Source organism: Micromonospora sp. NPDC003816 (genome assembly GCF_042874705.1).
GTDB lineage: Bacteria > Actinomycetota > Actinomycetes > Mycobacteriales > Micromonosporaceae > Micromonospora.
Genome location: NZ_JBIANP010000001.1, coordinates 1377380 through 1400783 on the forward strand (window position 1 = coordinate 1377380; position 23404 = coordinate 1400783).

Here is a 23404-nt window from a genome sequence, read left to right on the forward strand (position 1 = left end):
ACGCCGCCGCCCGCCGTCTGCGGTGTTTGTCACGCAACCGTCACGAGGCTGTGGAACTCCTGTCATCGAGGGCTGACGAGCACCGCGTAGTCGGCGGAGGTGAGGGGATCCGCCGAGAGCGAGCCGTCCGCGCGGGGCACCCGCAGCGGGGTGCCGTCGCCGTCCAGGAAGATCACCGCCGACACGTCGGGGCGGGCGCTCAGGGTACTGACGATCTGCCCGTACGCGAGGAGTTCGTCGCTGCGGCCGGTGTCGGCGCCGGCCGGGGTCACCGTCACCCGGGCCTGCCCGTCGACGAGTTGCACCACGGCGGTGCTCAGCGCCCCGGGCAGCGCGCTGCCGACGCCGTCGTCCCGCTCCCCCGGCGTCGGCCCGGCCAGCAGGTCCCGGAGCTGCTCGTCGGGGGTGGGCGCCTGGTCGGCGCGACGGGTCACCGGCACCAGCCGGTCGTCGCGCGAGAAGTAGAGCAGCTCGGTGAGGGCCCCGGTCTCCGCCGCCGTGGGGGCGGCGGTCGCGGTGTACGGGAACGGGCCCGGCGGCGGCGTCACCGTCCGGGGATGGTCCTCGGCGGGCACCCCGCACCCGGCGACCAGGGTCAGCAGGAGGGCGGCCGAGATCCGCCCGGCGGTACGCCTCATCCGAGGCTGCCCGGCAGTGTGATCCGGAACCGGGCGCCGCCCTCGGGACGGTCGCTGACCGTGGCGTCACCGCCATGCGCGGCGGCGTGCTGGGCCACCAGCGCGAGCCCGAGGCCGGTGCCGTCGCCGCCGCCCCGGAAGTTGGCCGCCCGACCGCGGACGAAGCGGTCGAAGATCGCCTTTCGATCCTCCATCGGCACCCCCGGTCCCTCGTCGTCGACCTCCACCACGCCGGTGGCACCGTCGCGGGACAACCGCACCGCCACCGGGCCGGCGCCGTACCGCTCGGCGTTGTCGAGGAGGTTGGTGAACACCTGCGCGACGCGCCGCCGGTCCACCTGCCACGTCGGCGGGGTGTCCGGATCGAGGTGCACCATGGACTCGGGCAGGTCCCGGTCCCGGCAGGCCTGCCTGGCCAGCGCGCCGACGTCGACCTGTTCCCGGTGCGTCGGCTGGTCGCTGCGGGCTAGGTCCAGCAGGTCGTTGACGAGCTGCTGGAAGCGGGCGATCTCGTCGGCCACCAGCCGGGCCGCCGTGGTGGTCCGCTCGTCCTGGTTCTCGCGCCGCTTGCTCAGCACGCTGGCGGCCGCCGCGAGGGTCTGCAACGGCGACCGCAGTTCGTGGCTGACGTCGGCGGCGAAACGCCGGTCCCGGTCGATGCGGCGGGCCAACTCGTCCACCATCCGGTTGAACGAGGTGGAGAGCCGGGTCAGGTCAGGGTCGGTGTCCGGCGCGAGCCGGGTGGTGAAGTCGCCCGCCGCGATCCGTTCGGCGGCGTCGGCGACGGCGGTGAGTGGGCGCAGCCCGTGCCGGGTGGCGTACCACCCGATCGCCGCCCCGGAGCCGGCCACCACGATCGCGACGGCGGTGAGCGCCAGCGCGAGCACCTGGAACGTCTGGTCCAGCTCCCGAAGCGAGACGATCTCGTAGAACGCCGCCGAGTCCGACAACGGCACACCGACCAGCACCACCGGCTGATCGGCGACGCGGACCCGCTGCACGGCCGGCTCGCCGGCCATCACCAGGTCCTGCAACCGTTGCGGGATGGCGGGGGTGGTGCCGGTGTCGGCCCGCCGGCCGTACCACTCGCCGTTGAAGTACAGCACCGCCCGCCGGCTGGTGCCGGTGTCCAGCGCGCGCAGCGCCTCCGCCACGTCCGGCTCGTCGGTGGCCAGGCCCGCCCGGACCACCTCCGCGTCGTAGTACGCCACCCGCAGCACGGTGCGTTCCCGCTCGTCGAGCAGGGTCCGGCGGGTCAGCTCGTACGACACCAGGGCCATCGAGGCGGACAGCGACAGCGCACCGACGGCGAACGCGGCGGTGACCCGGGCACGCAGACCGAGACGTGGTCTCATCTCTGCAGCTTGTAGCCGAGCCCGCGCAACGTCACCAGGTGCCGGGGGTTGGCCGGATCGCGCTCGATCTTCTGGCGGAGCCGACCCACGTGCACGTCGACGAGCCGTTCGTCGCCGGTGTCGTAGCCCCACACCCGGCTGAGCAACTGCTGGCGGGAGAGCACCCGCCCGGCGTGTTCGGCCAGTTCGCAGAGCAGCCGGAACTCGGTGCGGGTGACCGCGACCGGGGTACCGGACCGGCGCACCTCCCCCGCCTCCGGGCTGACCTCCAACTCGCCGAAGGCGAGCACCGGCACCGGCGCCTCCACCGGGGTCACCGTGCGGGCCCGACGGCGCAGGGCGCGCAGCCGGGCGGTCAGCTCCTTGATCGCCACCGGCTTGACCACGTAGTCGTCGGCACCGGCCTCCAACGCGGCGACGATGTCGTGGGTGTCGTCGCGGGCGCTGACCACCACGATCGGCACGTCGTCGTCGCGGCGGAGCTGACGGATGCCCTCGAAGCCGTCGATGCCGGGCAGCATCAGGTCGACCAGGACGTAGTCGGCCGGGTCCCGGCGCTGCGTCCGCAGGCCCTCCTCGGCGGTGGCCGCGCCCCGGGCCTCGTAGCCCTCGTCCTCCAGGGCGAGCAGCAACGCCAACCGGATCCGGTCGTCGTCCTCGATCACCAGTACCGCTGTCATACCGGCATCATCCCCAAGCCCTGGCCGGGCGGCCAACCACCACCGACCTGCGGGGCTTTTGTCACGCAACTGTCATACGTCCGCGCTCTGCCCGCCAAGCCCGCTGGGCAGGGTGAGAACCGACCTCGGGTTACCAGGAAGGGGGCCCTCGACGTGACCACGCCACGACGCCCCGAATGCGCGGTGCCGCTGGTCGAGGTGTCCATCACCGAGTTCGACCTGGCCTGCCTTCCGGAGACCGGAGCGGTCTTCGACCAGTTGCTGGCCCTCCGGCCCCAGGAGGTCGTGATCGACCTGGCCGGCTGCCGGCACATCGACGCGGCGGCCATCGGCCTGCTGCTCGACGTGCACCGACGGATGGTGCGCCTCGGCGGGGTACTGGCGGTGCGCAACCCTAACCCCCGCATCACCCGCATCCTGCAGACCGCCCGGCTGGACCAGATCCTGCCGGTGCACGGCGCGGCCGGGACCGCGCCCGAGCCGTCCGGCGACGCCGCGACACCGCCCGGCACCACACCGGCCGCACCCGGTGTGGTGCCGCCCCGGCGGCCCGCGTCACCGGAGGTCACGCCGCAGCCGGCCGCGCACGGCCGGGCGGCCGTGACCGTACGCACCTGACCCACCGCCGCCGACGCACCGACATCGCGAGAACGAGGAGCAGCATGACCATCGCCGGGATCGCCGCGGCCCTAGTCGTCGGTCTCGCCGTCGGTGCCGTGGGCCGGCTCGTCGTCCCCGGCCGTCCCGCCGTGCCGCTGTGGCTCACGATGACCATCGGCGCGGTCATCGCGTTGCTCGGCGCGATCAGTGCCTGGCTCGCCGGCCTCCGAGGATTCAGCCTGTTGGGGCTGGTCGCGCAGGCCGGTCTCGCCGCGGTCGGTGTGGTGATCGTGGTCGCCACCGCCGGCAAGGAACGTTCCGACTCACTCTGACAAGTCCGTACGGCGACGGCGTACCGCACCGACGCCCCGAGTCCGTGTCCCGGCCGCACAGCTGCGGCACCGGAGAGGATGCAGAATGACCGTCGTACCGGACGACAACCTGATGACACTGATCTGCGACGTCTGCGGCGACACCACCACCGGCACGGCGTGTGTGCTGCCCGACGCGGAGGTGGTCTGGACTCTGGTGTCGGACCACGGCTGGAGCGGTTCCCCGTTCGCCACCGGCCCGCACCGCTGCCCCCGGTGCAGCGCACTGCCGGCCGGCCCGCCCCCGCGCGCCGACCGTACGCCGATCGGTCTCGGCGGTGCCGACGAGGCGCCCGTGGTCGGCGAGGCCGTGACGGGGCCCGAGACCGCGCTGCGCGTCGCGTTGCGGCAGGCGGTCGACGTGCACGGCACGATCGTGGTGAACCTGGACGGCGTGCAGCTCATCGACTCCGCCGGACTCGGCCTGCTGGTGCGGGCCCACCGGGAGGTCCGGGAGCGGGACGGGCGGCTGTGCCTGGCCGCGCCGTCGCGGTTCATCCGCACGGTGCTGCACACCATGAAGCTCGACGGGGTCTTCCCGATCTTCGAGAGCCTCGACGAGGCCGTGGCGCAGTTGCGGCAGGCCGCGCTGACGACGGCGGACATCGACGCCGAGATGGCGGTGCCGGTGGTGGCGGAACGCCGTCCCGCCGGTCACGTCACGGTCTGATCCCCCACCCCGACACACCGGTCGACGTACGCGCGGAGCGCCGTACCCGGTGGCCGGCTGGCGGCCACCGGGCGGACGTGTGTCAGGAGGCGGCGGAGAACCCGCCCCGGCGGCGCAGCCGGCCGATCCAGCCCTGCGCGGTGTGCCGGGGCACGCCGTAGTGCTCGGCCACCGCGGTGACCGTGCCGGTGCGGTTGAAGACCTCGACGACGTCCTCCGGCATGCGCCGGTAGACCCGCCCCTTCGGCACCGCCGCCTCGGTCCGGCGTCGCGTCGTGCCGGAGCCGGAGCGGTTGGCGCCGGAGCGCACGGACCGGTTGCCGGTGGCCGGGGTGAACGACTGCTCGGCGGCGGGGACCTCGGTGGGTGACTCGACGACGGAGGCCGGAGTCACCGGCGTGCCGCCGGCCGGGAACAACGCGCGCAGGAGGAGATTCAGGTCGAAGGAGGGAAGCGTCGGCGCCGAGATGCCACTGCCGGCACGCATCACGAGTTCGACCACGCGCGGCGTGGAATCGTCGATGTCGACACAGATAACGGTTTCCGTGTCGGCACCCTCGGACCGGATCGTGATTGTGTAGTCACTCATCGCCACCCTCCGCTGTTCGTCACATCACACTGCACACTCCGGCGGTGTGGTGGTTGAACGCTTCACACCAGATTAGCGGATTGAACGGGCTACTCACAGAAGCGACCCGGCATATGACGATATCACCGTCGGTGGTTAACAACTGCTTCACACTCCGTCCGGTCCGACGGAGCCGTCCGGAATGAAGCGTCCGGGCAATGACTTGAGCCCGTTCACGAAGTTGCTTTCCAGCCGTACGGCCGGTCCGGTCAGCTCGAAACGCCCCAGGTGCGGCACCAGTTCCCGCAGCATCGCCTGCGCCTCCAGCCGCGCCAGATGGGCGCCCAGGCAGAAGTGCGGCCCCATGCCGAACGACAGGTGCGGGTTGGGATTGCGGTCCAGACGCAGCACGTCCGGGTCGTCGAAGACGGCACCGTCGCGGTTGGCCGAGACGTACCAGAGCACGACCTTGTCGCCCTCGGCGACGGCCCGGCCACACAACTCGGTGTCCTCAGTGGCGGTACGTCGGAACTGCATGATCGGTGTCACCCACCGCAACAACTCCTCCGTCGCCGACGGTAACAGCGACGGGTCCCGCGCCAGCCGGTCCCGCTGGGCCGGCGCGGCCAGCAGTGCCGACACGCCACCGGAGATGAGGTGTCGGGTCGTCTCGTTGCCCGCCACCACGAGCAACAGCCAGAAGCTACAGAACTCGCGGTCGGTCAGGCGTCGGCCGTCCACCTCGCTGGTCGCCAGCAGGGTCATCAGGTCGTCCCGGGGCGACCGACGCCGTTCACCGGCCACCGTGAGGGCGTACTGGAACGCCTCGACGAAGGTGGTGCGGTACGCCTCCACGTCACCGCCGCCGTACTCCGGGTCGTCGAAGCCGACCAGGTTGTTGCTCCACCGGTAGAGCAGGTGCCGGTCCTCGCGCGGCAGGCCGAGCAGGTCGGCGAGGACCAGCAGGGGCAGTTCGGCGGCGAGGTCGGCGACCACGTCGCACTCGTCCGCGGCGACCGCGCGGCGCACCAGGTCGTGGGCGTGGGCGGCGACGCTGTCGTGCAGGGCGCGCACCGCCCGTGGGGTGAACACCGAGGTGACCAGCCGCCGGATCCGCGAGTGCTGCGGCGCGTCCATGTTGACCAGGAGCTGACGGGCCTGCTCCAGGTCGGCGGGGGTACGCGGATCGGGCAGGAACGCGCCCTTGCGGCCGGAGGAGAAGAGCTCCGGCTGCCGGGACGCGGCGACCACCGCCTCGTGACTGGTGGCCGCCCAGAAGCCCGACCCCTGACTGAGCATCCGGCCGCCGCCGCCCCGCCGCCACAGTGCCGGCTCGGACACCCAGGACACCGGCTCCTCGCGGCGCATCCGGGCGAACTCGGTGTGCGGCACCTCGACGCCGTACGTGGCCGGGTGCGCCACGTCCGGACGCTGCGCCACCGGGCTCACGAGCGTCCCGCCGTGGTCTGCGGACGCAGCAGTTCACGCAGCACGTCGTGGCGGAGCTTGCCGGTGCCGTCGCGCGGCAGTTCGGCGACGAACCGCCACCGGCGGGGCACCTTGAACCCGGCCAGCGAACGGCGGCAGAACGCCTCCAGCACCTGCGGGGCGGCGGCCGGGTCGAGCCGGTGCGGATCGAGTTCGACGACGGCCACCACCCGCTCGCCGTACTCGTCGTCGGGTTCCCCGGTCACCGCCGCGTCCCGGACCGCCGGGTGTTCCTGGAGGACCGCCTGCACCTCGGCCGGGTAGATGTTCACCCCACCGGAGATGATCAGGTCGCGGGCGCGTCCGGTCAGATAGAGGTAACCCTCCTCGTCCAGGTGACCGGTCTCGCCGTAGGTGAAGACGCCGGGACCCAGATGCGCGTCGCGGGTCTTCTCCGGGGCGTTGTGGTACTCGAACGTCTTTCCCCCGGCCCGGCGGACGAAGACCCGCCCCGGGCGGCCGGGCGGCAGCGCCACCCCGTCCGGGTCGAGGATGACCACCTCGTTGGGAGGCACCGGCCGACCGACACTTCCCGGCCGACGCAGCCACTCCTCGGCACCGATGAGCGTGACCACACCCGCCTCGGTCGCCGCGTAGTACTCGACCACCACCGGCCCCCACCACTCGATCATCTGTCGTTTCACCTCGACCGGACACGGCCCGCCGCCGTGCCACACCACCCGCAGGCTGCGCACGTCGGCGTCGGCCCGGACCGCGTCGTCCAGCCGCAGCAGCCGGACGAACTGGGTCGGCACCAGGTGGCAGGCGGTGATCCGGTGCGCGGCCACCGTGGCCAGGAACGCCTGCGGGTCGAAGCGCTCGTGCAGCACCAGGCGGCTGCCGCGCAGCAACGGCAGCAGCGCGAAGAACAGCTGCGCGGAGTGGTACCAGGGACCGACCAACAGCACCGCGCCGCGCGCCGGCACGTGCAGGGCGTGCCCGGCGTACGCCAACAGCCGTTCCACCCGCCCGAACGGCGCCCCGGCGCGGAACAGGCCGTTGCGGACCCCCTTGGGCGCACCCGTGGTGCCCGAGGTGTAGAGCATGGTGGAGCCGCAGACCTGATCCGGCGGTTCGTCGGCGGCGAGACCCGCCAGCCGCGGTTCGACCGCGACCCCGTCGCCGACGTCGCTCTCCCCCGTCACGAGCTGCCGGACCCGCACCGCTGCGGTCCGCACCGCCTGGTCGACCACGGGCGCGTAGGCGGGCTCGGTCAGCACCAGTCGGCTCTCCGAGTCCGCCAGCAGGTACGCGATCTCCGGCGCGGTCAGGTGCCAGTTGACCGGCACCACCGTCACCCCGGCGTGCAGGGCGGCCAGCAGTGCCTCGAACGTCTCCCGCCGGTTGCCGCAGACCACCGCCATGGTGTCGCCGACCCGCAGCCCCTCGGCGCGCAGCAACCGGATCCACCGGTTGACCCGCGCGTCCAGCTCGGTCCAGTCCAGCTCACCGTCGGCGTCGGTCAGTGCCGGTGCACCGGTGGCCCCGGTCAGGTCCCTCAGCAGTACGGCCATCCCGTTCCCTCCGGCTCAGTCCAGCAGGTCCGGCTGGGCCCGCACGATGTCGGCGTACAACGGCCGGAAGTTCAGCCGGGCGATCCCCGGGGTGCCGATGACGCGCCGGGTCTCGGCGGCCTCGTCCGGGCCGATCAGGATCGGCTGCCCCGCCGCCTCGGCCAGCAACTGCACCTGGGCGCTGCGGTCCATGGCGATGAACCACCAGGCCGCCTCCGCCACCGAACCGCCGACGGTGAGCAGCCCGTGGTTGCGCAGCACCACCGCCTTGGTGTCGCCGAGTGCGTCGGCGATCCGCTTGCCCTCCTCGTCGGCGAGCACCACGCCGGTGTAGTCGGCGAACACGGTGTGGTCCTGGTAGAAGGCGCAGGCGTCCTGGGTGATCGGGTCCAGCGGACGGCCCAGCGCCGACCAGGCCCGCCCGTGGGTGGAGTGGGTGTGCGCGGCGGCGACCACGTCGGGACGGGCGGCGTGCACGTGCGAGTGGATGACGTACCCGGCCGGGTTGATCCGTCCGGTGCCCTCCAGCACCTCACCGCCCGCGTCCACCAGCAGCAGGTCGCTGACGCGTACGTGTCCGAAGTGCATCCCGAACGGGTTGATCCAGAACCGGTCCGGGTCCTCCGGGTCGCGGGCCGTGACGTGGCCCCCGGCACCCTCGTCGAACCCGTAGCGGGCGAAGAGCCGGCAGGTCGCCGCCAGTTGCCGCTGCCGACGCAGGCGTTCCTCGGCCGGCGTGCGCCCGGTCATCCGCAGCCTCCCGCGGTGTCGGTGTCGAAGGCGGCACCGTCGAGCACCGCCGCCGGAACGGCGGCTCCATCGCGCACCGCCGTCGGAACGGCGGGACTCGCCTCCGGCGTGGGCGTGTTCTCCGGTCGCCATTCGGCCAGGAAGTGGTCCACCCGGTCCAGGCCCCAGAAGCGGTGCCGACCGACGCGCAGGTACGGGATGCCGAAGATGTCGTCGTCGTACGCGGCGGCCAGGCAGTCGACCCCCTCCGCGCGCAGCGTCTCGTCCTGCGGGGCGTTCTGTGCGGCCACCGGGTCGATCCCCGCCTCGACGGCGGCCCGGGCGACGACCTCCGGGGTGCAGATGTCCTCGCCGCGCTCCCAGCGGGCCGCCACCAGCGCGTCGTAGAACGGCACCGCCCGACCGGCCCGGCGGGCCAGCAGCCAGGCCAGGTGCGGCAGGTCCCACCACGGGTCCACGTCGATCGGCCAGGCCATCGGCAGTCCGGCGCGCTGGGCCAGCCGCTTGGTGTCCACCAGCAGGTAACGGTGCTTGGCCCGGCTCATCTGCACGTAGTGCATCTCGGCGCCCCGCTCGGCCAGTGCCGCGTTCGTCTTCTCGTCCGGGTCCCAGTACGGGAACCAGTCGACCTGGGCGAACAGGTCCGGCACCTCGGCACGCAGCCGGTGCACCGCCAGCCAGCTGTACGGGCTGCGGAAGGAGAAGTAGAGCCGGGGCCGCTTCTTCATGCCACACCGCCGGCCAGCGCGCGGAGCACCTCGTCGTCGAACTCGGCCAGCTCGCCGGCGTTCGGGCCGGCGCTGATCGCGTACCCGTGCAGGATGTTCGCGGTCGCGGTGTGCACCAGCCGCTCGCCGCGCCGGACGTAGCAGTCCATCCGCGCGTCGAACATGACCCCGCGCAGCACGTCGGTGACGGTCAGGACGGTGTGCACGTCCTCCTCCATCCGGGCCGCCTCGACCATCCGGATCCGGGCCCGGGACACCACCGGGATCCAGGAGCGTTCGCGGACCAGTCGGCCCACCGAGATGCCTCGGGCGGCCAGGAACCGGTCCACCACCTCCTCCAGCGCCCGCACGTAGCCGGAGTGCTGCACCCGGTCGGAGAAGTGGCAGTAGAAGTAGGGCGCCCGCCAGGTCCACAGGAACGACCGGGACCCGACCGGGGTGAGCACGTCGGCGACCGTCTCGCCGGGGCGGATCGGCCGGTGGTCGGGTCGGCTCACCGTGGCGGCGGCACCCAGGGTCGGCACCACCAGGTCCGCCAGGTACGCGGGGGCGGGCGCGGAGGCGGTGGCGGCGGGTTCGACGACCAGCGCCACCCGGACCTTGCCGCGCAGCACCACCTGCTCGCGCCCGTCGCGGACCACCGTCATCCGCACCGTCAGCCGATCGGCGGACTCGCCGGTGACCTCCACCCGCGCCTCGTCGTCGACCTCCAGCACGGCCGGCAACTGCACCGAGCAGTCGACGATCTCGACGCCCAGGCCGTGCTCGTGGAAGAGGTCGCGGGCACCGGGACCACGGTCCCGCAGCCACTGCAGCACCGCCTCCTCGACCAGATAGATGAAGTGCTTGAAACCGATCCAGGTGCGGATGTTGGCCCCCTCGTACCGGGGCCGCCCGACCAGGACGGTCAGCGGGGCGGTGGGCGCACTGGTCATGGTGGCTGCTCCTGTCGTCAGGGACGTACCGTCACCCGGTTCGCCTCACCGACGAACCGGGCGGCCTGCTCCGCGACCTCGTCGGCGTGGCGGACGTGGCAGAAGTGGTCGTAGTGCTCGTGCACCAGCAGGGTGGCCCGGGGCATGTCCCGGCCCAGCGTGGCGGCGGCGGCCGGGGAGAGGGTCGGGTCGGCCCCGCCGGCCAGGATCAACGTCGGGACGTCCACCGTGGTCAGCGCCAGCCCGCCGCTGTTGACGAACTGGTCGAAGACGGTGAGGAAGCCGGCCGGCCCGATCCGGTCGATGGCCTTGGTGAACATCGCGTCGAGCAACGCGGCGTCCAGCTTGCGCAGTCGCGGGCCGACGCGCAGCCGCAGTCCGTCGTGGACGTGCCGGTCGAAGGTACGCCGGGCCCGGTCGAAGACCTGCCAGGTGATCGGTTGCTCGGGCGGGCAGTACAGCGGGCAGATCAGCACCGTGGCGCGGGCCGCCGGCTCCCCGCCGGCCAGCAGTTCCAGCGTCGCGTTCGCGCCGAAGGAGTGCGCGACGACGGTGTCCGCCGGGCGGGGCAACCCGGCCAGCCCGGCGGCGAGCCACTGCGCCGGGCTGCCCTGGCGACGCCACCGGTAGTCGTTGCCGGCCCGCCACGGCAGGTCCAGGGCGACCACGTGCCAGCGGGGGTCGAAGGCCCGGGCCAGCGGTCGCCACGACTCCCAGGAGTCCTCCAGGCCGTGGGCGAGCACCACCATGTCTCCCCCGGGCACGCCGGAGGTCAGCTCGTGCACCGCCGGGGCCGGGATCATCGTCCGGCTCCGGGGGTGGCGTCGAGGAGCAGCTCGCGTACGCCGTCGGTGTCGTCCCCGCAGGCGACCGCGACCGGGCCGGGCGCTCCGGCGTCCAGCAGCGTCGCGGCCAGCGCCAGGTTCACCACGCCGGCCGCGCCGTAGCAGTCTCCCCAGTGCGCCGCCGGGTCGAAGCCGCCCGGCCCGATCCGGCGGTACGCGGAACGCCCGTCGGACGGTCCCAGCACGGGCCCGGTGTCGGACCGGGCGGTGGTGGTGAGCACCAGGCAGGCGGCACCGGCGCGCAGCGGGAAAGCCGGGCGACCCGCCTGGTGCAGTTCGGTGGCCACCTCGTCGGCCGGCTCGGTGCCCACGACCAGCACCCGGTCGGCCCGTCCGGCGCGCAGCAGCAGCATCGCCGCGCGGACCGCGTCCAGGCCGGCGGTGGCGCCGGAGCAGACCATCAGGTTCGCCGCGCCGAGTCCGAACCAGAGCGCCACGGTGCTGGCCACCACGTTGCTGGAGGCGTTCGGGGCGGCGAGCGGGCTGACCGCGCGGCCCCCCTCGGCGTGCACGGTACGGGCCAGGTCGGCGACGGTGGCGACGTTGCCGAGGTTGCCGGCGACCACCACCGCGCTGCGGGGGTCGACGCCGTCGGGCGGGTGGCGGCCGGGCGGCAGGCCGAGCGCGCGGTGCACCGCACAGAGCGCCAGCCGGGTGGCGGGTTCCTTGAAGAGCAGGCCCTTACGGCCGAGCACCTGGTGGGCGCGGTCGGCGGGCACCGCGTCGGCCAGGGTCGCGGACAGTCGCGACGCCGACGTGCCGGACCACGCGGCCAGGTCGGCGGCGAGACCGTCCGCCTCGGGCAGGTGCAGGCTCCACCCGGCCACCCGCACCGTCACCGGTGCGGCGGTGCCGGCGGGCCGGGTCGGGTCGGGGGCGATCAGTGGGCTGGTCACGGGGCCTCCAACAGGGTGACGGCGTTGACGCCGCCGAAGCCGAACGCGTCGGACTGGACCAGCCGGGCCGGATGCGCGGTCGCCTCGGTGGGGAACCGCAGTCCGGCGCCCTCCGGCAACGGACGCCGCAGTCCCACCACCGGTGGCACCCGGCCCTCGGCCAGGCAACGGCGTGCCACGTCGAGGTTGACCAGCGCGGCGGCACCGGAGGTGTGCCCGGTGGCGCCCTTCACGGCGGTCACCAGCGGATCCGCGCCGCCGCTCACCAACACCTGCCGGAGCGCCTCGCACTCGGCCGGGTCGTTGAGCGCGGTGCCGGTGCCGTGCGCCACGACCAGGTCGACCTCGGCCGGTTCCCGGCCGGCGCGGGCCAGCGCGTCCCGCATGGCGCGGGTGATGCCGGCCACCGACGGGGCGGTCTCGTGGTGGGCGTCGCAGGACAGGCCGGTGGCCACGATCCGGGCCAGGGCCGGACGGGTGTCGTCGTCGGGCACCAGCACGAGCGCGGCGGCGCCGTCGCCGAGCAGGACGCCCTGCCGGTCGGCGTCGAACGGCCGGACCGTCTCGGTGGGGCGGTCGACGACACGGCCGATCATCGCCAGCATCGACTCGGTGGTCGCGTCGACGCCGCAGACCAGCACCGCGTCGGCGTCACCGAGCATGAGCAGGTCCTCGGCGAGGGCCAGGACGTGTCCGCCGGCGCTGCACGCGTTGCTGACGGTCACCACCTCCCGCAGGCCGGGCACGGCCGTGTGCACCGCGTCGCCGAAGTGCAGCCGGTGCGCGCCGAACGCGTCGCCGCCGGTGGCGTACGCCTCCACCGCCGCCAGTTCCCGCAGACCGGTGCCGACCAGGGCGACCACGCGGCGACGCCGGGGATCCAGTGCACCGGCGGCGACCGCCCGCGCGGCGCACTCGGCCACCCAGCGGCTGGCCGCGAAGGCCCGGTCCGCGCCGTCGTCGACGTGGTAGCCGTGGGCGACGTTGAGGGCGGCCGGTACGCCGTGCCGCAGCGGACCGATCCCGCTGGTGCCGGCCAGCAGGCCGGCGAAGGTCCGGTCCCCGTCGCCGAGGCAGGTGCGCAGCTCGCTAGCGGTCAGACGCGCCGGCACCCGGCCACCCCCTGACGATGGCGGCAGCGGTGCCGCCGTCCGGGCTGCGCGAGGTGATCAGCGCCAGCCGGGGCGTGTCGCCGGCCGGTGCGGTGGCGAGGAAGGTGGCCAGCGCGAGTCCACCGGTGGCCGCGTCGCAGCGCCCGAAGAGACCGCTGGCCCGGATTCGGGTCGGCACCTGGCCGAGCGCCGCACAGGCGGGGTCGAACTCGTCGGTGTCGTCCTCCCCGGTCTCGCCGGTCAGGACGCAGTCCACCTCGGCCGGGTCGACGCCGGCCCGACGGACCGCCCGGGAGACGCACCCGGTGAGCGCCCGGTCGGCGGCCGGACCGCCACCCGGGCCGTACGCGGTGGCCAGCGCGAGCACCTCGGCCTCCCGGCGTACGCCGGCCCAGGCGGGCTGTTCGGCGCGGGTGAGCACGAAGACCACCGCCGCCTCACCGGTCGGCACCGGCTGCCCGGGGCGACCGGTCAGCCAGGTGGTCCAGGCCCGGTGCGGGCTGAACTCCTCCACGGCACCGACCAGCATCGCGTCGACGTACCCCCGGGCGATGGCGTTGCTGCCGTACCGCAGCGCGTCGAGGAAGGCCAGCGGGCCGGTCGCCACCGTGGCGTTGACCCCGCGCAGGCCGTGCCGGATGGCGGACTGCCCGGCCGCGCAGTTCATCACGGTGTTGGGGAACAGCACCGGGTTGACCAGGTACGGCTTCGCCTGGACCAGCGTCTCCCGGGTGTAGTCGCTGGTGGAGCGGAAGCTGCCCAGCGAGGTGCCGAGCACCAGGCCGAGCCGGGCGCGGTTGGTGTCGTCCACCTCCACGCCCGCGTCGCGCAGCGCGTCGCCGCACGCCACCACGGAGAGCGCGGTGGCCCGGTCGTAGAAGCTGGTGCCCTTGCGGCCCAGGTGGCTCCGGACGTCGAAGTCGACCAGCGCGTGTCCGGTCGGGGTGGGCAGCGGCTCGTCGGTCAACGCGGTGACGTCGACCGGCCCGCCCGGAGCCGGGACGCCGGCCGGGACGCCCGGCGTGACGGCGGCCAGGCGTTCGGCCAGCGCGGCCCGGCCCACCCCGGCCGGGCTGACCGCGCTCCATCCGGTGATCACGACCCCGCTCATTCGACGGCTCCGATCAGGACGATGGCGTTGTTGCCGCCGAAGGCGAACCCGTTGTTCTGCACCACCCGGACACCGGCCTGCCGGGCGGTGTTCGGCACCGGGTCCAGCCCGGCCAGGGCCGGGTCCGGATTGGCCCAGTTGATCGTCGGTGGCAGGAACCCGTGCGCGATGGCGAGGGTTCCGGCGATCGCACCGAAGCCGCTCGCCGCGCCCATGGTGTGCCCGATCATCGACTTGATCGAGCTGACCGGGGGCACCCGGTCGCCGAAGACGTCGAAGATGGCCTGGGCCTCCACCGAGTCGTTGGCCGGCGTGCCGGTGCCGTGGGCGCAGATGTAGTCCACGTCGGCCGGCTTGACCGAGGCGTTGCGGTGGGCGGCGCGCATGCAGGCGGCGATGCTGCCCCGGTCCGGTGCGACGGGGTGGTTGGCGTCGCAGTTGACGCCGTACCCGAGGACCTCGGCGTAGATCCGCGCCCCACGGGCACGGGCGTGGTCGAGGGTCTCCAGCATCAGGATCGCCCCGCCCTCGCCGGTGAGGATGCCGGAACGGTCCCGGTCGAACGGCGAACAGGCGTCGGCGGTCAGCGCCCCCAACCGGTAGAAGCCGGCGTGGGCCCAGCGGCAGACCGAGTCGGCACCGCCGGCGAACATCACCTCCGCCTCACCGGTGGCCAGCATGTCGTACGCGTAGCCGATCGCGTAGTTGCTGGCCGAGCAGGCGGTGGCCAGGGTCAGCGACTCCCCCGCCAGGTCCAGTTCGGTGCTCACCGCGTGCGCGAGCCGACCCGCCGGCACCTGCCGGAGCAGGTCCGGGTCCATGCCCTCGAAGCCGGACTCGACCTGTTGGGCGGTCACCGCCTCGACCACCACCGACTCGCCGCTGGTGGTGCCGACCACCACCCCGGCGCGCTCCGGCGCTACCGCCGACGGGTCCAGGCCGGAGTCGGCCAGGGCCAGCCGCGCGGCGGCGGCCGCGAACTGCGCGGACCGCCCCCAACGCGCCACGTCGATCCGATCCAGCAGCGCCTCCGGGCGGAACCCCGGCACCTCCCCGGCGTTGCGGTGGGGAAAGCCGCCGGCGTCGAAGCTGCGGATCGGCGAGATGCCGGATCGGCCTTCGCGCAGGCCGTCGGTGAACGCGGAGACGCCGATCCCGATGCTGGACACCGGGCCGAGCCCGGTCACCACGACCCGGTTCATGCTCAGGCCTGGTCGGCTGAGTGACGCACCACCGCGTCGTAGACCGCTTTGAGGTTGCTCAGCTGCGGCAACTCCGACTGCGGAATCTCGATCTTGAACTTCTTGTCGATCCGCGCCAGGATCTCGATCGCCCGCAGCGAGTCGGCCTCGTAGTCCTCGGCGAAGTCGCCGGTCTCGGTGAGCTCCTCCGGCTCGAGCTCCAGCACCTCCGCCACGATCTCGCGGAGTTCGGCCATGCGGGGGTCGGTCTGCGTCATGACAGGTCAGCCTTTCCAGCGGAGGTTTGACGAAGCCGGCGGCACCCCGGGCCGGGACGAGTCCCGTCCGGTGGGGACGCCGACGGTTCCCGAGGTGGCGGTCTCGGCGCCGGCCGTGGCCGTGAGCGCCGTACGCGGGCGTCGGGCCGCCATCAGCGTCCCGACGCGGGCGATGCGGCGGTCGCCGACGTACGTCTCGCCGGTGGCGAAGGCGGTGTCGGCGATCACCCGTTCCAGGTGGACCACGTGACGCAGCACGTCGCCCGGGTAGGCGACGCCGTCGAAGGTGAAGTCGCGGGCCCCGACGAACATCAGCACGTGCTCGTCACCGATCGGGGTGTCCGACCCGGTCAGCCAGAGCAGGGCGGCGGTCTGCCCGAGTGACTCCACCAGCAGCGACGCCGGGTAGGCGTAGTCGCCGGGCGGTGCGTCGTCGGTCAGGGCCCGGTAGCAGGGCTCGGTGGCGGTGACCGTCTTGACCGCCTCGATCCGGTCACCGGGCGCCAGGCCCAGCACCCGGTCGACGAGCAGCAGCGGGTAACGCTGCGGCAGGAGTGCCCGGACCTGGTGGTGCCCGAGCGCTCCCCCGGTGACGGTGGGCGGGCCCGACGGGTCGGACGCGGTCGCCTCGACCACGTCCCCGCCGTCGAAGCGGGCGCGCATCGTCACGGTCACCGTGCCGTCGTCGCGGCGGCCGGAGGCGGTCACCGCCCAGCGGTCGGGCCCGTCGGCGACGGCCTTGATGTCCAGCGTCAGCCGGTCCGGCGGCAGCAGCGGCGCCAGGAACCGCACGGCCTGGACCGCGCGCGTGCGTAACCGGGGTCGGCCGGCGCCGCGCAACGCGATGTCGACCGCCTGCGCGAGGGCCTCCAGGACGAACACGCCGGGGAAGACCGGAAAGCCGGGGAAGTGACCGCACAGGTTCGGGTCGTCCGGGCGGACCGGCACCGCGGCGATCACCTCGACGTGCTCGCCGACGGCGGTGACCTGGAGGTCGTCGACGGCGGCCAGCGGCGCGGCGCCGGGCGGGCAGCGGCGGGTGGTGGTGACGGTGGGGGTGCTCACAACGTGATCCCCCCGTCGACCTGGAACACCTGGCCGGTGATGTATCCGGCGCGCGGCGAGCAGAGGAACTCCACCAGGTCGGCGACGTCCTCGGCGCGGCCGAAGCGGCGCAGGGCGATCTGACCGAGGGCCTGTTCGCGCAGCTTGCCGGAGAGCGCGTCGGTCATGTCGGTCTCGATGAAACCGGGGGCGACCACGTTGACCCGGATGCCGTACCGGGCCACCTCCTTGGCCAGCGAGCGGCTCAGCCCGATGATCCCGGCCTTGCTGGCGGCGTACGCGGTCTGTCCGGTGTTGCCGTACACACCGGCCACCGACGACATGTTGACCACCACGCCGGCTTTGCGCTTCATGAAGCGGAAGGTCATGGCGCGGCAGAGGTTCCAGGTGCCGGTGAGGTTGGTCGAGATCACCGCCGACCAGTCCGCCTCGGTGGAGAGCACCAGGGGGCTGTCGCGGGTGATGCCGGCGTTGTTGACCAGACAGTCGATCGGCCCCAGCGCGTCCTCGGCGGCGCCCACGAACGCCTCCACCGCCGCCAGGTCGGTCACGTCGCAGGGTGCGAAGTGCACCGGCACTCCGAAGGCCGCGACCTCGGCGCGGGTCTTGGCCGCCGCCTCGCTGGCGCTGCTGTAGCAACCGGCCACCGCGTAGCCCTGCTCGGCGAGCCGCAGCGCCGTGGCGCGTCCGATTCCCCGCGAGACGCCGGTCACCAGAGCTCGAAGCTGAGTGGTCAAGCCAACCTCCCCTGTCGGACGACTGCCGACCGAACGCGATACAACACTCCACTGACGCGTATGTTGTATCTGTTCCGCGCCAACATACTGACCCACCGGCGACGGGGTCAGCAAGTGGTGTCGTATGTTTTTTTTGCCACCTCGACGGGCACCGGACCGAGCTCGTCGAGCACCTGTGCGGTGTGCTGCCCGGGCGTCGGCGCGCCGTGCCGTACCCGGGTCGGGGTGCGGGAGAACTTCGCCGCCGGACCGACGATCGGCGCGGTGCTGCCGTCGCTGAGCACGGTGGGTTGCAGCATCTCCCGCTGCGCCAGGTACGGATCGGCGGCCACCTCGGCCACGCTGCGGACCCGGGAGACGGTCAGACCCCGCGCGACCAGCGCGGCGACCACGGCGTCCGCCGGCCGTCCCCGACACCACCCGGCCACCGTGGCGTCCACCTCGACCCGGTTGGCCAGTCGGTCGGCCGCGCGCCCGAACCCGGGGGCCCGCGCCAGCTCCGGGCGATCCATCGCCTCGGCCAGTTCCCGCCAGTGCCGGTCCAACGCGACGGCCAGGTAGACCTGCCCGTCGGCGCAGTCGTAGACGTTGGACGGCACCACGAAGTCGGTCTGGTTGCCCCACCTGTCGGGCGGGCGGCCGGCGGCGGCGAGGGTGTGCAGGCCGGCGCTGCCGGCGAGCATGGCGTCGAACATCGCCACGTCCACGTGCTGCCCCTCGCCGGTCCGCGCCCGGTGCCAGAGGGCGCCCAGCGCCCCGATCGCCCCGTGCAGGCCGGCCAGCTCGTCGGCGAGGAACGTCGGCGCCCGGACCGGACCGGCCCCGGGCGGCCCGTTGAGCGCCATCCACCCGCTGGCCGCCTGCACGATCGGGTCGTAGGCCGCCTCGGTACGCCGGTCGCCGTACTGGCCCCAGCCGGAGATCGAGACGAAGACCAGGTCGGGACGGACGGCCCGGCACTGCGCCCAGCCCACCCCCCACCCGTCGAGCGTGCCGGGGCGGTAGTTCTCCACCACCACGTCGGCGGTGCTGACCAGTCGCAGGAAGGTCTCGCGTCCGGCCGGCTCCCGCAGGTCGAGCCCGGCGCTGCGTTTGTTGCGGTTGACCGTCTGCCGGAACCAGGACAACCCGGTCCCGGGGATCCGGGGCGGCACCTCGCCGTCGCGCCCGTGCGGCAGCTCCACCCGGATCACGTCGGCGCCCATGTCGGCCAGGATCGCGCTGGTCAGCGGGCCGGACCAGACCTTCGTCACGTCCAGTACCCGGATCCCGTCCAGCGGTCCGGCCAGATCGTCGCGGGCCTCGCGATAGAAGTCCCCGGCGTCGTGCCCGTGCACCGCGCTCACATCCGTTGCAGGATCGAGGCGGTGCCCAGCGCGCCACCGCAGCACATGGTGACCAGGGCCAGTTCCCGGTCGGTGCGTTCCAGCTCGTGCAGCGCGCTGACCAGCAGCCGGGTGCCGGAGGCGCCCAGCGGGTGACCCAGCGCGATCGCGCCGCCGTTGACGTTGACCCGTTCCGGGTCGGCGTCGTGTGCCGCCGTCCAGCCGAGCACCACCGCCGCGAACGCCTCGTTGACCTCGGCGACGTCGATGTCGGACAGTCGCATCTTCGCCCGGTCGAGGATCTTGCGGGTGGCCACCACCGGTCCTTCCAGCAGCAGGGCCGGATCGGAGCCGGTGACCACCTGGTGCAACAGGCGGGCGCGCGGGCGCAGCCCGAGCGCGGCGGCCCGCTCGGCCGACATCCAGAGGATCGCCGCCGCGCCGTCGGAGATCTGCGAGGTGCTGCCCGCGGTGTGTACGCCGCCCTCGACGGTGGGTCTCAACCCGGCCAACCCGTCCGGTGTGGTCTCGCGCAGTCCCTGGTCCCTGGTCACCTCGACGGTGCCGCCGTCGGGCGTGGGGGCGCGGACCGCGACCACCTCGGCGTCGAAGCGTCCCTGTGCCCAGGCCGCCGCCGCGCGGCGCTGCGACCGCAGCCCGTACGCGTCGGCGGCGGCCCGGTCGACGCCGTACTTGGCGGCGATCCGCTCCGCGCCGCCGAACTGCGCCTTGGGCGGGTCGTCCCACGGGTAGTCGTCGGTCTTGTAGTGGCCGGGCCCCTGGTAGAGGTTGGTGCCCACCGGCACCCGGGTCATCGACTCCACCCCGCAGGCGATCCCCACGTCGATCGCCCCGGCGGTGATCAGCGCCGAGACCAGGTGGTTGGCCTGCTGCGCCGAGCCGCAGGACACGTCCACGGTGGTGCAGGCGACCTCCGGGTCCAGCCCGGTGCTCAGCCAGGCGTTGCGGGTCACGTTCAGGCTCTGCTCACCGACCTGGGTGACACAACCACCGATGATCTGGTCCACCGCCGAGGCCGGCAGCCCGACCCGGTCGAGCACCTCCCGCTGCACGGTACGCAGCAGCTCGACCGCCTTGAGTCCGCGCAGCCATCCGTCCCGCCGGCCGATCGGGGTACGCACCGCCGCGACGATCACCGCCTCCGCCACGGCGCTCACTCCCCGCGCAACGACAGGGCGAGCTTCGGGCAGCCGCGTACCGCCGTCTCGACCTGCGGCACCTGCTCCGCCGACGGCTGCTCGACCAGCACGTACATCAGGTCGTCGTCCCGGATCTCGAACACCTCCGGGGCGCTGTCGGCGCAGACCCCGTGGCTGTCACAGCGGTCGTAGTCCACGACTATCCACATCGTCTTCTCCCACGCTTCGGGTTGACCGGGGCACGCCCACGATAGATGACGCATGTAGGATTCGCCGACCAGAAACAACAGACACTTGCGCGAGAGAAGAAACGTCGCATAGCGTCGGGCGGTCCGCTCCGGCGGGAAGCTTTCCCGATGGCACGTCCTGGAGGCCGAGCATGCTGACCGGATGCGTCCCCTGGCCCGACGAGTTCGCCCAGCGCTACCGCCGAGACGGCATATGGCGTGGCGAGGTGCTGGGTGACCTGCTGCGTCCCTGGGCCGCGCGGGACCCGGACCGGACCGCGGTGGTGACCCGGCACAGCCGGCACAGCTACCGCGAACTGGACACCCGCGCCGACCGGCTGGCCGCCGGGCTGGTCGCGCTCGGCATCGGGCCCGGTGACCGGGTGGTCGTGCAGCTACCGAACACCCCCGACTTCGTAGTGACGTGTGTGGCGCTTTTCCGACTCGGTGCGCTGCCGGTGCTGGCACTGCCCGCCCACCGCCGGGCGGAGCTGGTCTACCTCGCCGAGTACGCCGACGCGGTGGCACTCGTGGTGCCCGACGTGGTGGCCGGCACCGACCACCGGGACCTGGCCCGGGCGGTACGCCAGGCGGTGCCCACGGTCCGGCACGTGCTGGTGGCCGGCGAGCCGCAGGAGCTGACCGCGCTGGGCGACGTCGACGCCGAGCCGGTGGACCTGCCCGCCCCCGACCCGTCGGAGGTGGCGTTCTTCCTCCTCTCCGGCGGCACCACCGGACTGCCCAAGCTGATCCCGCGCACCCACGACGACTACGCGTTCCAACTGCGCGCCACCGCCGAGGCGATGGGCTTCGACGAGCACGGGGCGTACCTGGCCGCGCTGCCGGTGGCGCACAACGCCGCACTGGGCTGCCCCGGCGTGCTGGGGGCGCTGCGGGCCGGCGGTCGGGCCGTACTCGCCGCCAGCCCGGCACCGGACGAGGTCTTCCCGCTGGTCACGGCCGAACAGGTCACGCTGACCACGCTGATGCCGGCGCTGCTGCCGGTCTGGACCGAGACGGCCGGCATCTTCGGCGCCGACCTCTCGAAGCTGGTCATCGAGGTGGGCGGTGCCACGCTCAGCCCGGAGGTGGCCCGCCGGGTGCGCCCGGCCACCGGCGCCACGCTGACCCACTGGTTCGGGATGGCCGAGGGGGTGCTCTGCTTCACCCGCCCGGACGAGGGCGACGAGGCCGCCGCCACCAGCCAGGGCACCCCGCTGAGCCCCGCCGACGAGCTGCGGGTGGTGGACGAGGCCGACCGCGACGTGCCCGACGGCGAGGTCGGCGAACTGCTCGCCCGGGGTCCGTGCACGCTGCGCGGCTACTACGCGGTGCCCGAGCACAACCGCACGGTCTTCACCGCCGACGGGTTCCTGCGCACCGGTGACCTGGTCCACCGCGACGCCGCCGGGCGGCTGGTCGTGACCGGTCGGATCAAGGACGTGGTGAACCGGGGCGGCGAGAAGATCTCCGTCGACGAGGTCGAGGCCCACCTGATCGCGCACCCGGCGGTGCGTACCGCCGCCGTGGTGCCGGTGCCGGACACACGCCTCGGCGAGAAGACCTGCGCGGTGATCGTCGCCCGGGACACCCCACCCGCCCTCGGGGACCTGCACGACTTCCTCCGCGAGCGCGGACTCGCCGACTTCAAGCTGCCCGACCGGCTGCACGTCGCGCCCGCGCTGCCGTACACGCCGGTCGGCAAGATCGACCGGCGGGCGCTGGCCCGCGAGGTGGCGGCGGCGTGACCCGCCCACCGCCGGTCGCCGGCACCACCGACCGGGTGCTCTGGCTCGACTCACTGCCCGCCGACCAGCTCGCCCTCCGTCCGCCGCTGGACGGCGACACCACCGCCGACGTGGCGATCGTCGGCGCCGGCTACACCGGCCTGTGGACCGCGTACTACCTCAGCGTGCACCGCCCCGAGCTGTCCATCGTGGTCGTCGACGCCGGCCGGGCCGGGTTCGGGGCCTCCGGGCGCAACGGGGGCTGGTGCACCGCCGAGATGCCGGCGCTGCTGCCGGGTCTGATCCGCCGGCACGGGCCGATGGCCGCGATGCGGCTGTACCGGGCCGGTCAACGCACCCTCGACGAGCTGCGCAAGGTGTTCGCCACGGAGGGCATCGACGCGCACTGGCGGCACGACGGTTCGCTCTACGTGGCCCGCAGCGCGCCCCAGGTGGACCGGCTGCGCGGCTGGCAGGAGGTGCGGGACAAGCTCGGCATCACCGGGCTCACGCTCACCGTCGGGCCGTCGGCCGCCGCGCAGATCGGTCTGACCGGGGTACGCGCCACCGCGTACACACCGCACTGCGCCGCCGTGCAACCGGCCCGCATCGCGCGCGGCCTGCTCGCCGCCGTCGAACGTCGCGGGGTCCGGGTCGTCGAGCGGACCCGGGCCCTGCGGATCGCCCCGGGACTGCTGGTCACCGACTCCGGTACGGTGCGCGCCAGGTCGGTGCTCTGCGCCACCGAGGGGTACACCGGCCGACTACCCGGCCACGCCCGCCGGGTGCTGCCGCTGCACTCGTACGTGCTGGCCACCGAGCCGCTGGACGACGCGGTGTGGCAACGCCTGGGCCTGACCGACCACCGGACCGTCGCCGACGGCCGCTACCAGTTCGGCTATCTGCAACGCACCCTCGACGACCGGCTGGTGCTCGGCGGGCGGGGCGCGTACTACCGGTTCGGTTCGGCCGCCGACCGTGGCCGGGGCGCCGACCGCCGGGCGCACGACCGGCTCCGCCGCACCCTCGCCGAGCTGCTGCCCGACCTCGCCGACGTGCCGGTGTCGCACCGGTGGAGCGGGGTGTACGGGTTGCACCGGCACACCGAGCCCGAGGTGGTCTACGACCGCGACACCGGGCTCGGGCACGCCGGCGGCTACGGCGGCGAGGGCATCGCGCTGAGCAACCTGGCCGCCCGGTCGCTGGCCGCGCTGGTGGCCGGCGTCAGCCGCCCGGAGACCCGGCTCTGCTGGGTGGACAACGCGTCCCGCCGGTGGGAACCGGAGCCGTTGCGGTTCATCGGCGTCCGGGGCGTGAGCGCGGTCGCCACCGGAGCCGACCACTACGAGCACCGCACCGACCGGACGGCGCCCCTGGCCCGGCTCGCGCTACGCGCCATCGTGTGAGCCAGCCGACCAGCGGTGCGCCCCCGACCAGCGACGA

General features: G+C 73.6%; 25 protein-coding genes. 5 read left to right on the forward strand and 20 right to left on the reverse strand.

Going from position 1 to position 23404, the window contains the following annotated elements; genetic code table 11:
* Positions 1-62 precede the first annotated feature (62 nt).
* From ACFYTT_RS05980 to ACFYTT_RS05990, 3 genes are read right to left on the reverse strand one after another with little or no spacing between them, the layout of a single operon-like run.
* A complete protein-coding gene (locus ACFYTT_RS05980) occupies positions 63-638 on the reverse strand; it encodes a GerMN domain-containing protein (protein WP_387257926.1) in 576 nt (191 codons plus the stop codon).
* Positions 635-1993: a cell wall metabolism sensor histidine kinase WalK gene (locus ACFYTT_RS05985; protein ID WP_176094236.1), complete on the reverse strand. Its 1359-nt coding sequence runs from the start codon at positions 1991-1993 to the stop codon at positions 635-637. The genes ACFYTT_RS05980 and ACFYTT_RS05985 overlap by 4 nt, the downstream gene beginning before the upstream one ends.
* Positions 1990-2673: a response regulator transcription factor gene (locus ACFYTT_RS05990; protein WP_131053473.1), complete on the reverse strand. Its 684-nt coding sequence runs from the start codon at positions 2671-2673 to the stop codon at positions 1990-1992. Before ACFYTT_RS05990 ends, ACFYTT_RS05985 begins: the two co-directional genes overlap by 4 nt.
* A 153-nt stretch (positions 2674-2826) precedes the next feature.
* On the opposite strand from ACFYTT_RS05990, the gene ACFYTT_RS05995 reads away from it, so the two are divergent.
* From ACFYTT_RS05995 to ACFYTT_RS06005, 3 genes are all read left to right on the forward strand, one after another.
* The gene (locus ACFYTT_RS05995; RefSeq protein WP_387257927.1) at positions 2827-3291 is read left to right on the forward strand and encodes an STAS domain-containing protein; all 465 of its coding nucleotides are present in this window, start codon (positions 2827-2829) and stop codon (positions 3289-3291) included.
* A gap of 44 nt (positions 3292-3335) precedes the next feature.
* Positions 3336-3605, forward strand: coding sequence for a GlsB/YeaQ/YmgE family stress response membrane protein (locus ACFYTT_RS06000; RefSeq protein WP_131053910.1), 270 nt, complete (start codon positions 3336-3338; stop codon positions 3603-3605).
* Between the two features lie 85 nt (positions 3606-3690).
* On the forward strand, positions 3691-4314 hold the full coding sequence (locus ACFYTT_RS06005) for an STAS domain-containing protein (protein WP_387257928.1): 624 nt from the start codon (positions 3691-3693) through the stop codon (positions 4312-4314).
* Positions 4315-4396: 82 nt separating this feature from the next.
* Here the strand turns inward: ACFYTT_RS06005 and ACFYTT_RS06010 are convergent, their stop codons facing one another.
* The 17 genes from ACFYTT_RS06010 to ACFYTT_RS06090 form a co-directional block, all read right to left on the reverse strand.
* Positions 4397-4903, reverse strand: coding sequence for a hypothetical protein (locus tag ACFYTT_RS06010; protein WP_131053908.1), 507 nt, complete (start codon positions 4901-4903; stop codon positions 4397-4399).
* A 147-nt stretch (positions 4904-5050) separates the two neighbouring features.
* Positions 5051-6322, reverse strand: coding sequence for a cytochrome P450 (locus ACFYTT_RS06015; protein WP_236145792.1), 1272 nt, complete (start codon positions 6320-6322; stop codon positions 5051-5053).
* Between the two features lie 5 nt (positions 6323-6327).
* On the reverse strand, positions 6328-7884 hold the full coding sequence (locus ACFYTT_RS06020; protein ID WP_387257929.1) for an AMP-binding protein: 1557 nt from the start codon (positions 7882-7884) through the stop codon (positions 6328-6330).
* 15 nt (positions 7885-7899) lie between these two features.
* The gene (locus ACFYTT_RS06025) at positions 7900-8634 is read right to left on the reverse strand and encodes a class II aldolase/adducin family protein (RefSeq protein WP_131053905.1); all 735 of its coding nucleotides are present in this window, start codon (positions 8632-8634) and stop codon (positions 7900-7902) included.
* Entirely contained in the window at positions 8631-9362 is a 732-nt protein-coding gene (locus tag ACFYTT_RS06030; protein ID WP_387257930.1) for a 2-hydroxychromene-2-carboxylate isomerase, read from the reverse strand. The genes ACFYTT_RS06025 and ACFYTT_RS06030 overlap by 4 nt, the downstream gene beginning before the upstream one ends.
* A complete protein-coding gene (locus ACFYTT_RS06035) occupies positions 9359-10297 on the reverse strand; it encodes a thioesterase family protein (RefSeq protein ID WP_387257931.1) in 939 nt (312 codons plus the stop codon). The genes ACFYTT_RS06030 and ACFYTT_RS06035 overlap by 4 nt, the downstream gene beginning before the upstream one ends.
* A 17-nt stretch (positions 10298-10314) precedes the next feature.
* Positions 10315-11100 (reverse strand): alpha/beta fold hydrolase, encoded by a 786-nt coding sequence (locus tag ACFYTT_RS06040; protein ID WP_387257932.1) that lies wholly within the window; start codon positions 11098-11100, stop codon positions 10315-10317.
* Positions 11097-12038: a beta-ketoacyl synthase N-terminal-like domain-containing protein gene (locus ACFYTT_RS06045; protein WP_387257933.1), complete on the reverse strand. Its 942-nt coding sequence runs from the start codon at positions 12036-12038 to the stop codon at positions 11097-11099. Before ACFYTT_RS06045 ends, ACFYTT_RS06040 begins: the two co-directional genes overlap by 4 nt.
* Positions 12035-13150: a beta-ketoacyl synthase N-terminal-like domain-containing protein gene (locus ACFYTT_RS06050; RefSeq protein ID WP_387257934.1), complete on the reverse strand. Its 1116-nt coding sequence runs from the start codon at positions 13148-13150 to the stop codon at positions 12035-12037. Before ACFYTT_RS06050 ends, ACFYTT_RS06045 begins: the two co-directional genes overlap by 4 nt.
* Positions 13128-14261: a beta-ketoacyl synthase N-terminal-like domain-containing protein gene (locus tag ACFYTT_RS06055; RefSeq protein ID WP_387257935.1), complete on the reverse strand. Its 1134-nt coding sequence runs from the start codon at positions 14259-14261 to the stop codon at positions 13128-13130. The genes ACFYTT_RS06050 and ACFYTT_RS06055 overlap by 23 nt, the downstream gene beginning before the upstream one ends.
* Positions 14258-15463 carry a beta-ketoacyl synthase gene (locus ACFYTT_RS06060; protein ID WP_176094244.1) on the reverse strand — a complete coding sequence of 402 codons (1206 nt, stop codon included), beginning with the start codon at positions 15461-15463 and terminating at the stop codon, positions 14258-14260. Before ACFYTT_RS06060 ends, ACFYTT_RS06055 begins: the two co-directional genes overlap by 4 nt.
* A 2-nt stretch (positions 15464-15465) precedes the next feature.
* Positions 15466-15720 (reverse strand): acyl carrier protein, encoded by a 255-nt coding sequence (locus ACFYTT_RS06065; RefSeq protein ID WP_131054435.1) that lies wholly within the window; start codon positions 15718-15720, stop codon positions 15466-15468.
* Between the two features lie 6 nt (positions 15721-15726).
* Positions 15727-16785 (reverse strand): 3-hydroxyacyl-ACP dehydratase FabZ family protein, encoded by a 1059-nt coding sequence (locus ACFYTT_RS06070; RefSeq protein ID WP_387257936.1) that lies wholly within the window; start codon positions 16783-16785, stop codon positions 15727-15729.
* Positions 16782-17522, reverse strand: a complete 741-nt coding sequence (gene fabG, locus ACFYTT_RS06075) for a 3-oxoacyl-[acyl-carrier-protein] reductase (RefSeq protein ID WP_131054436.1) — start codon at positions 17520-17522, stop codon at positions 16782-16784. Before fabG ends, ACFYTT_RS06070 begins: the two co-directional genes overlap by 4 nt.
* Positions 17523-17629: 107 nt before the next feature.
* Positions 17630-18868 (reverse strand): CaiB/BaiF CoA-transferase family protein, encoded by a 1239-nt coding sequence (locus ACFYTT_RS06080; protein ID WP_131054437.1) that lies wholly within the window; start codon positions 18866-18868, stop codon positions 17630-17632.
* Positions 18865-20016, reverse strand: a complete 1152-nt coding sequence (locus tag ACFYTT_RS06085) for a steroid 3-ketoacyl-CoA thiolase (RefSeq protein WP_131054438.1) — start codon at positions 20014-20016, stop codon at positions 18865-18867. Before ACFYTT_RS06085 ends, ACFYTT_RS06080 begins: the two co-directional genes overlap by 4 nt.
* Before the next feature lie 5 nt (positions 20017-20021).
* The gene (locus tag ACFYTT_RS06090) at positions 20022-20216 is read right to left on the reverse strand and encodes a ferredoxin (RefSeq protein ID WP_131054439.1); all 195 of its coding nucleotides are present in this window, start codon (positions 20214-20216) and stop codon (positions 20022-20024) included.
* 170 nt (positions 20217-20386) lie between these two features.
* On the opposite strand from ACFYTT_RS06090, the gene ACFYTT_RS06095 reads away from it, so the two are divergent.
* The gene (locus ACFYTT_RS06095) at positions 20387-21982 is read left to right on the forward strand and encodes a (2,3-dihydroxybenzoyl)adenylate synthase (RefSeq protein ID WP_387257937.1); all 1596 of its coding nucleotides are present in this window, start codon (positions 20387-20389) and stop codon (positions 21980-21982) included.
* Positions 21979-23367, forward strand: a complete 1389-nt coding sequence (locus ACFYTT_RS06100; RefSeq protein ID WP_387257938.1) for an NAD(P)/FAD-dependent oxidoreductase — start codon at positions 21979-21981, stop codon at positions 23365-23367. Before ACFYTT_RS06095 ends, ACFYTT_RS06100 begins: the two co-directional genes overlap by 4 nt.
* The last annotated feature ends 37 nt before the right edge of the window (positions 23368-23404 follow it).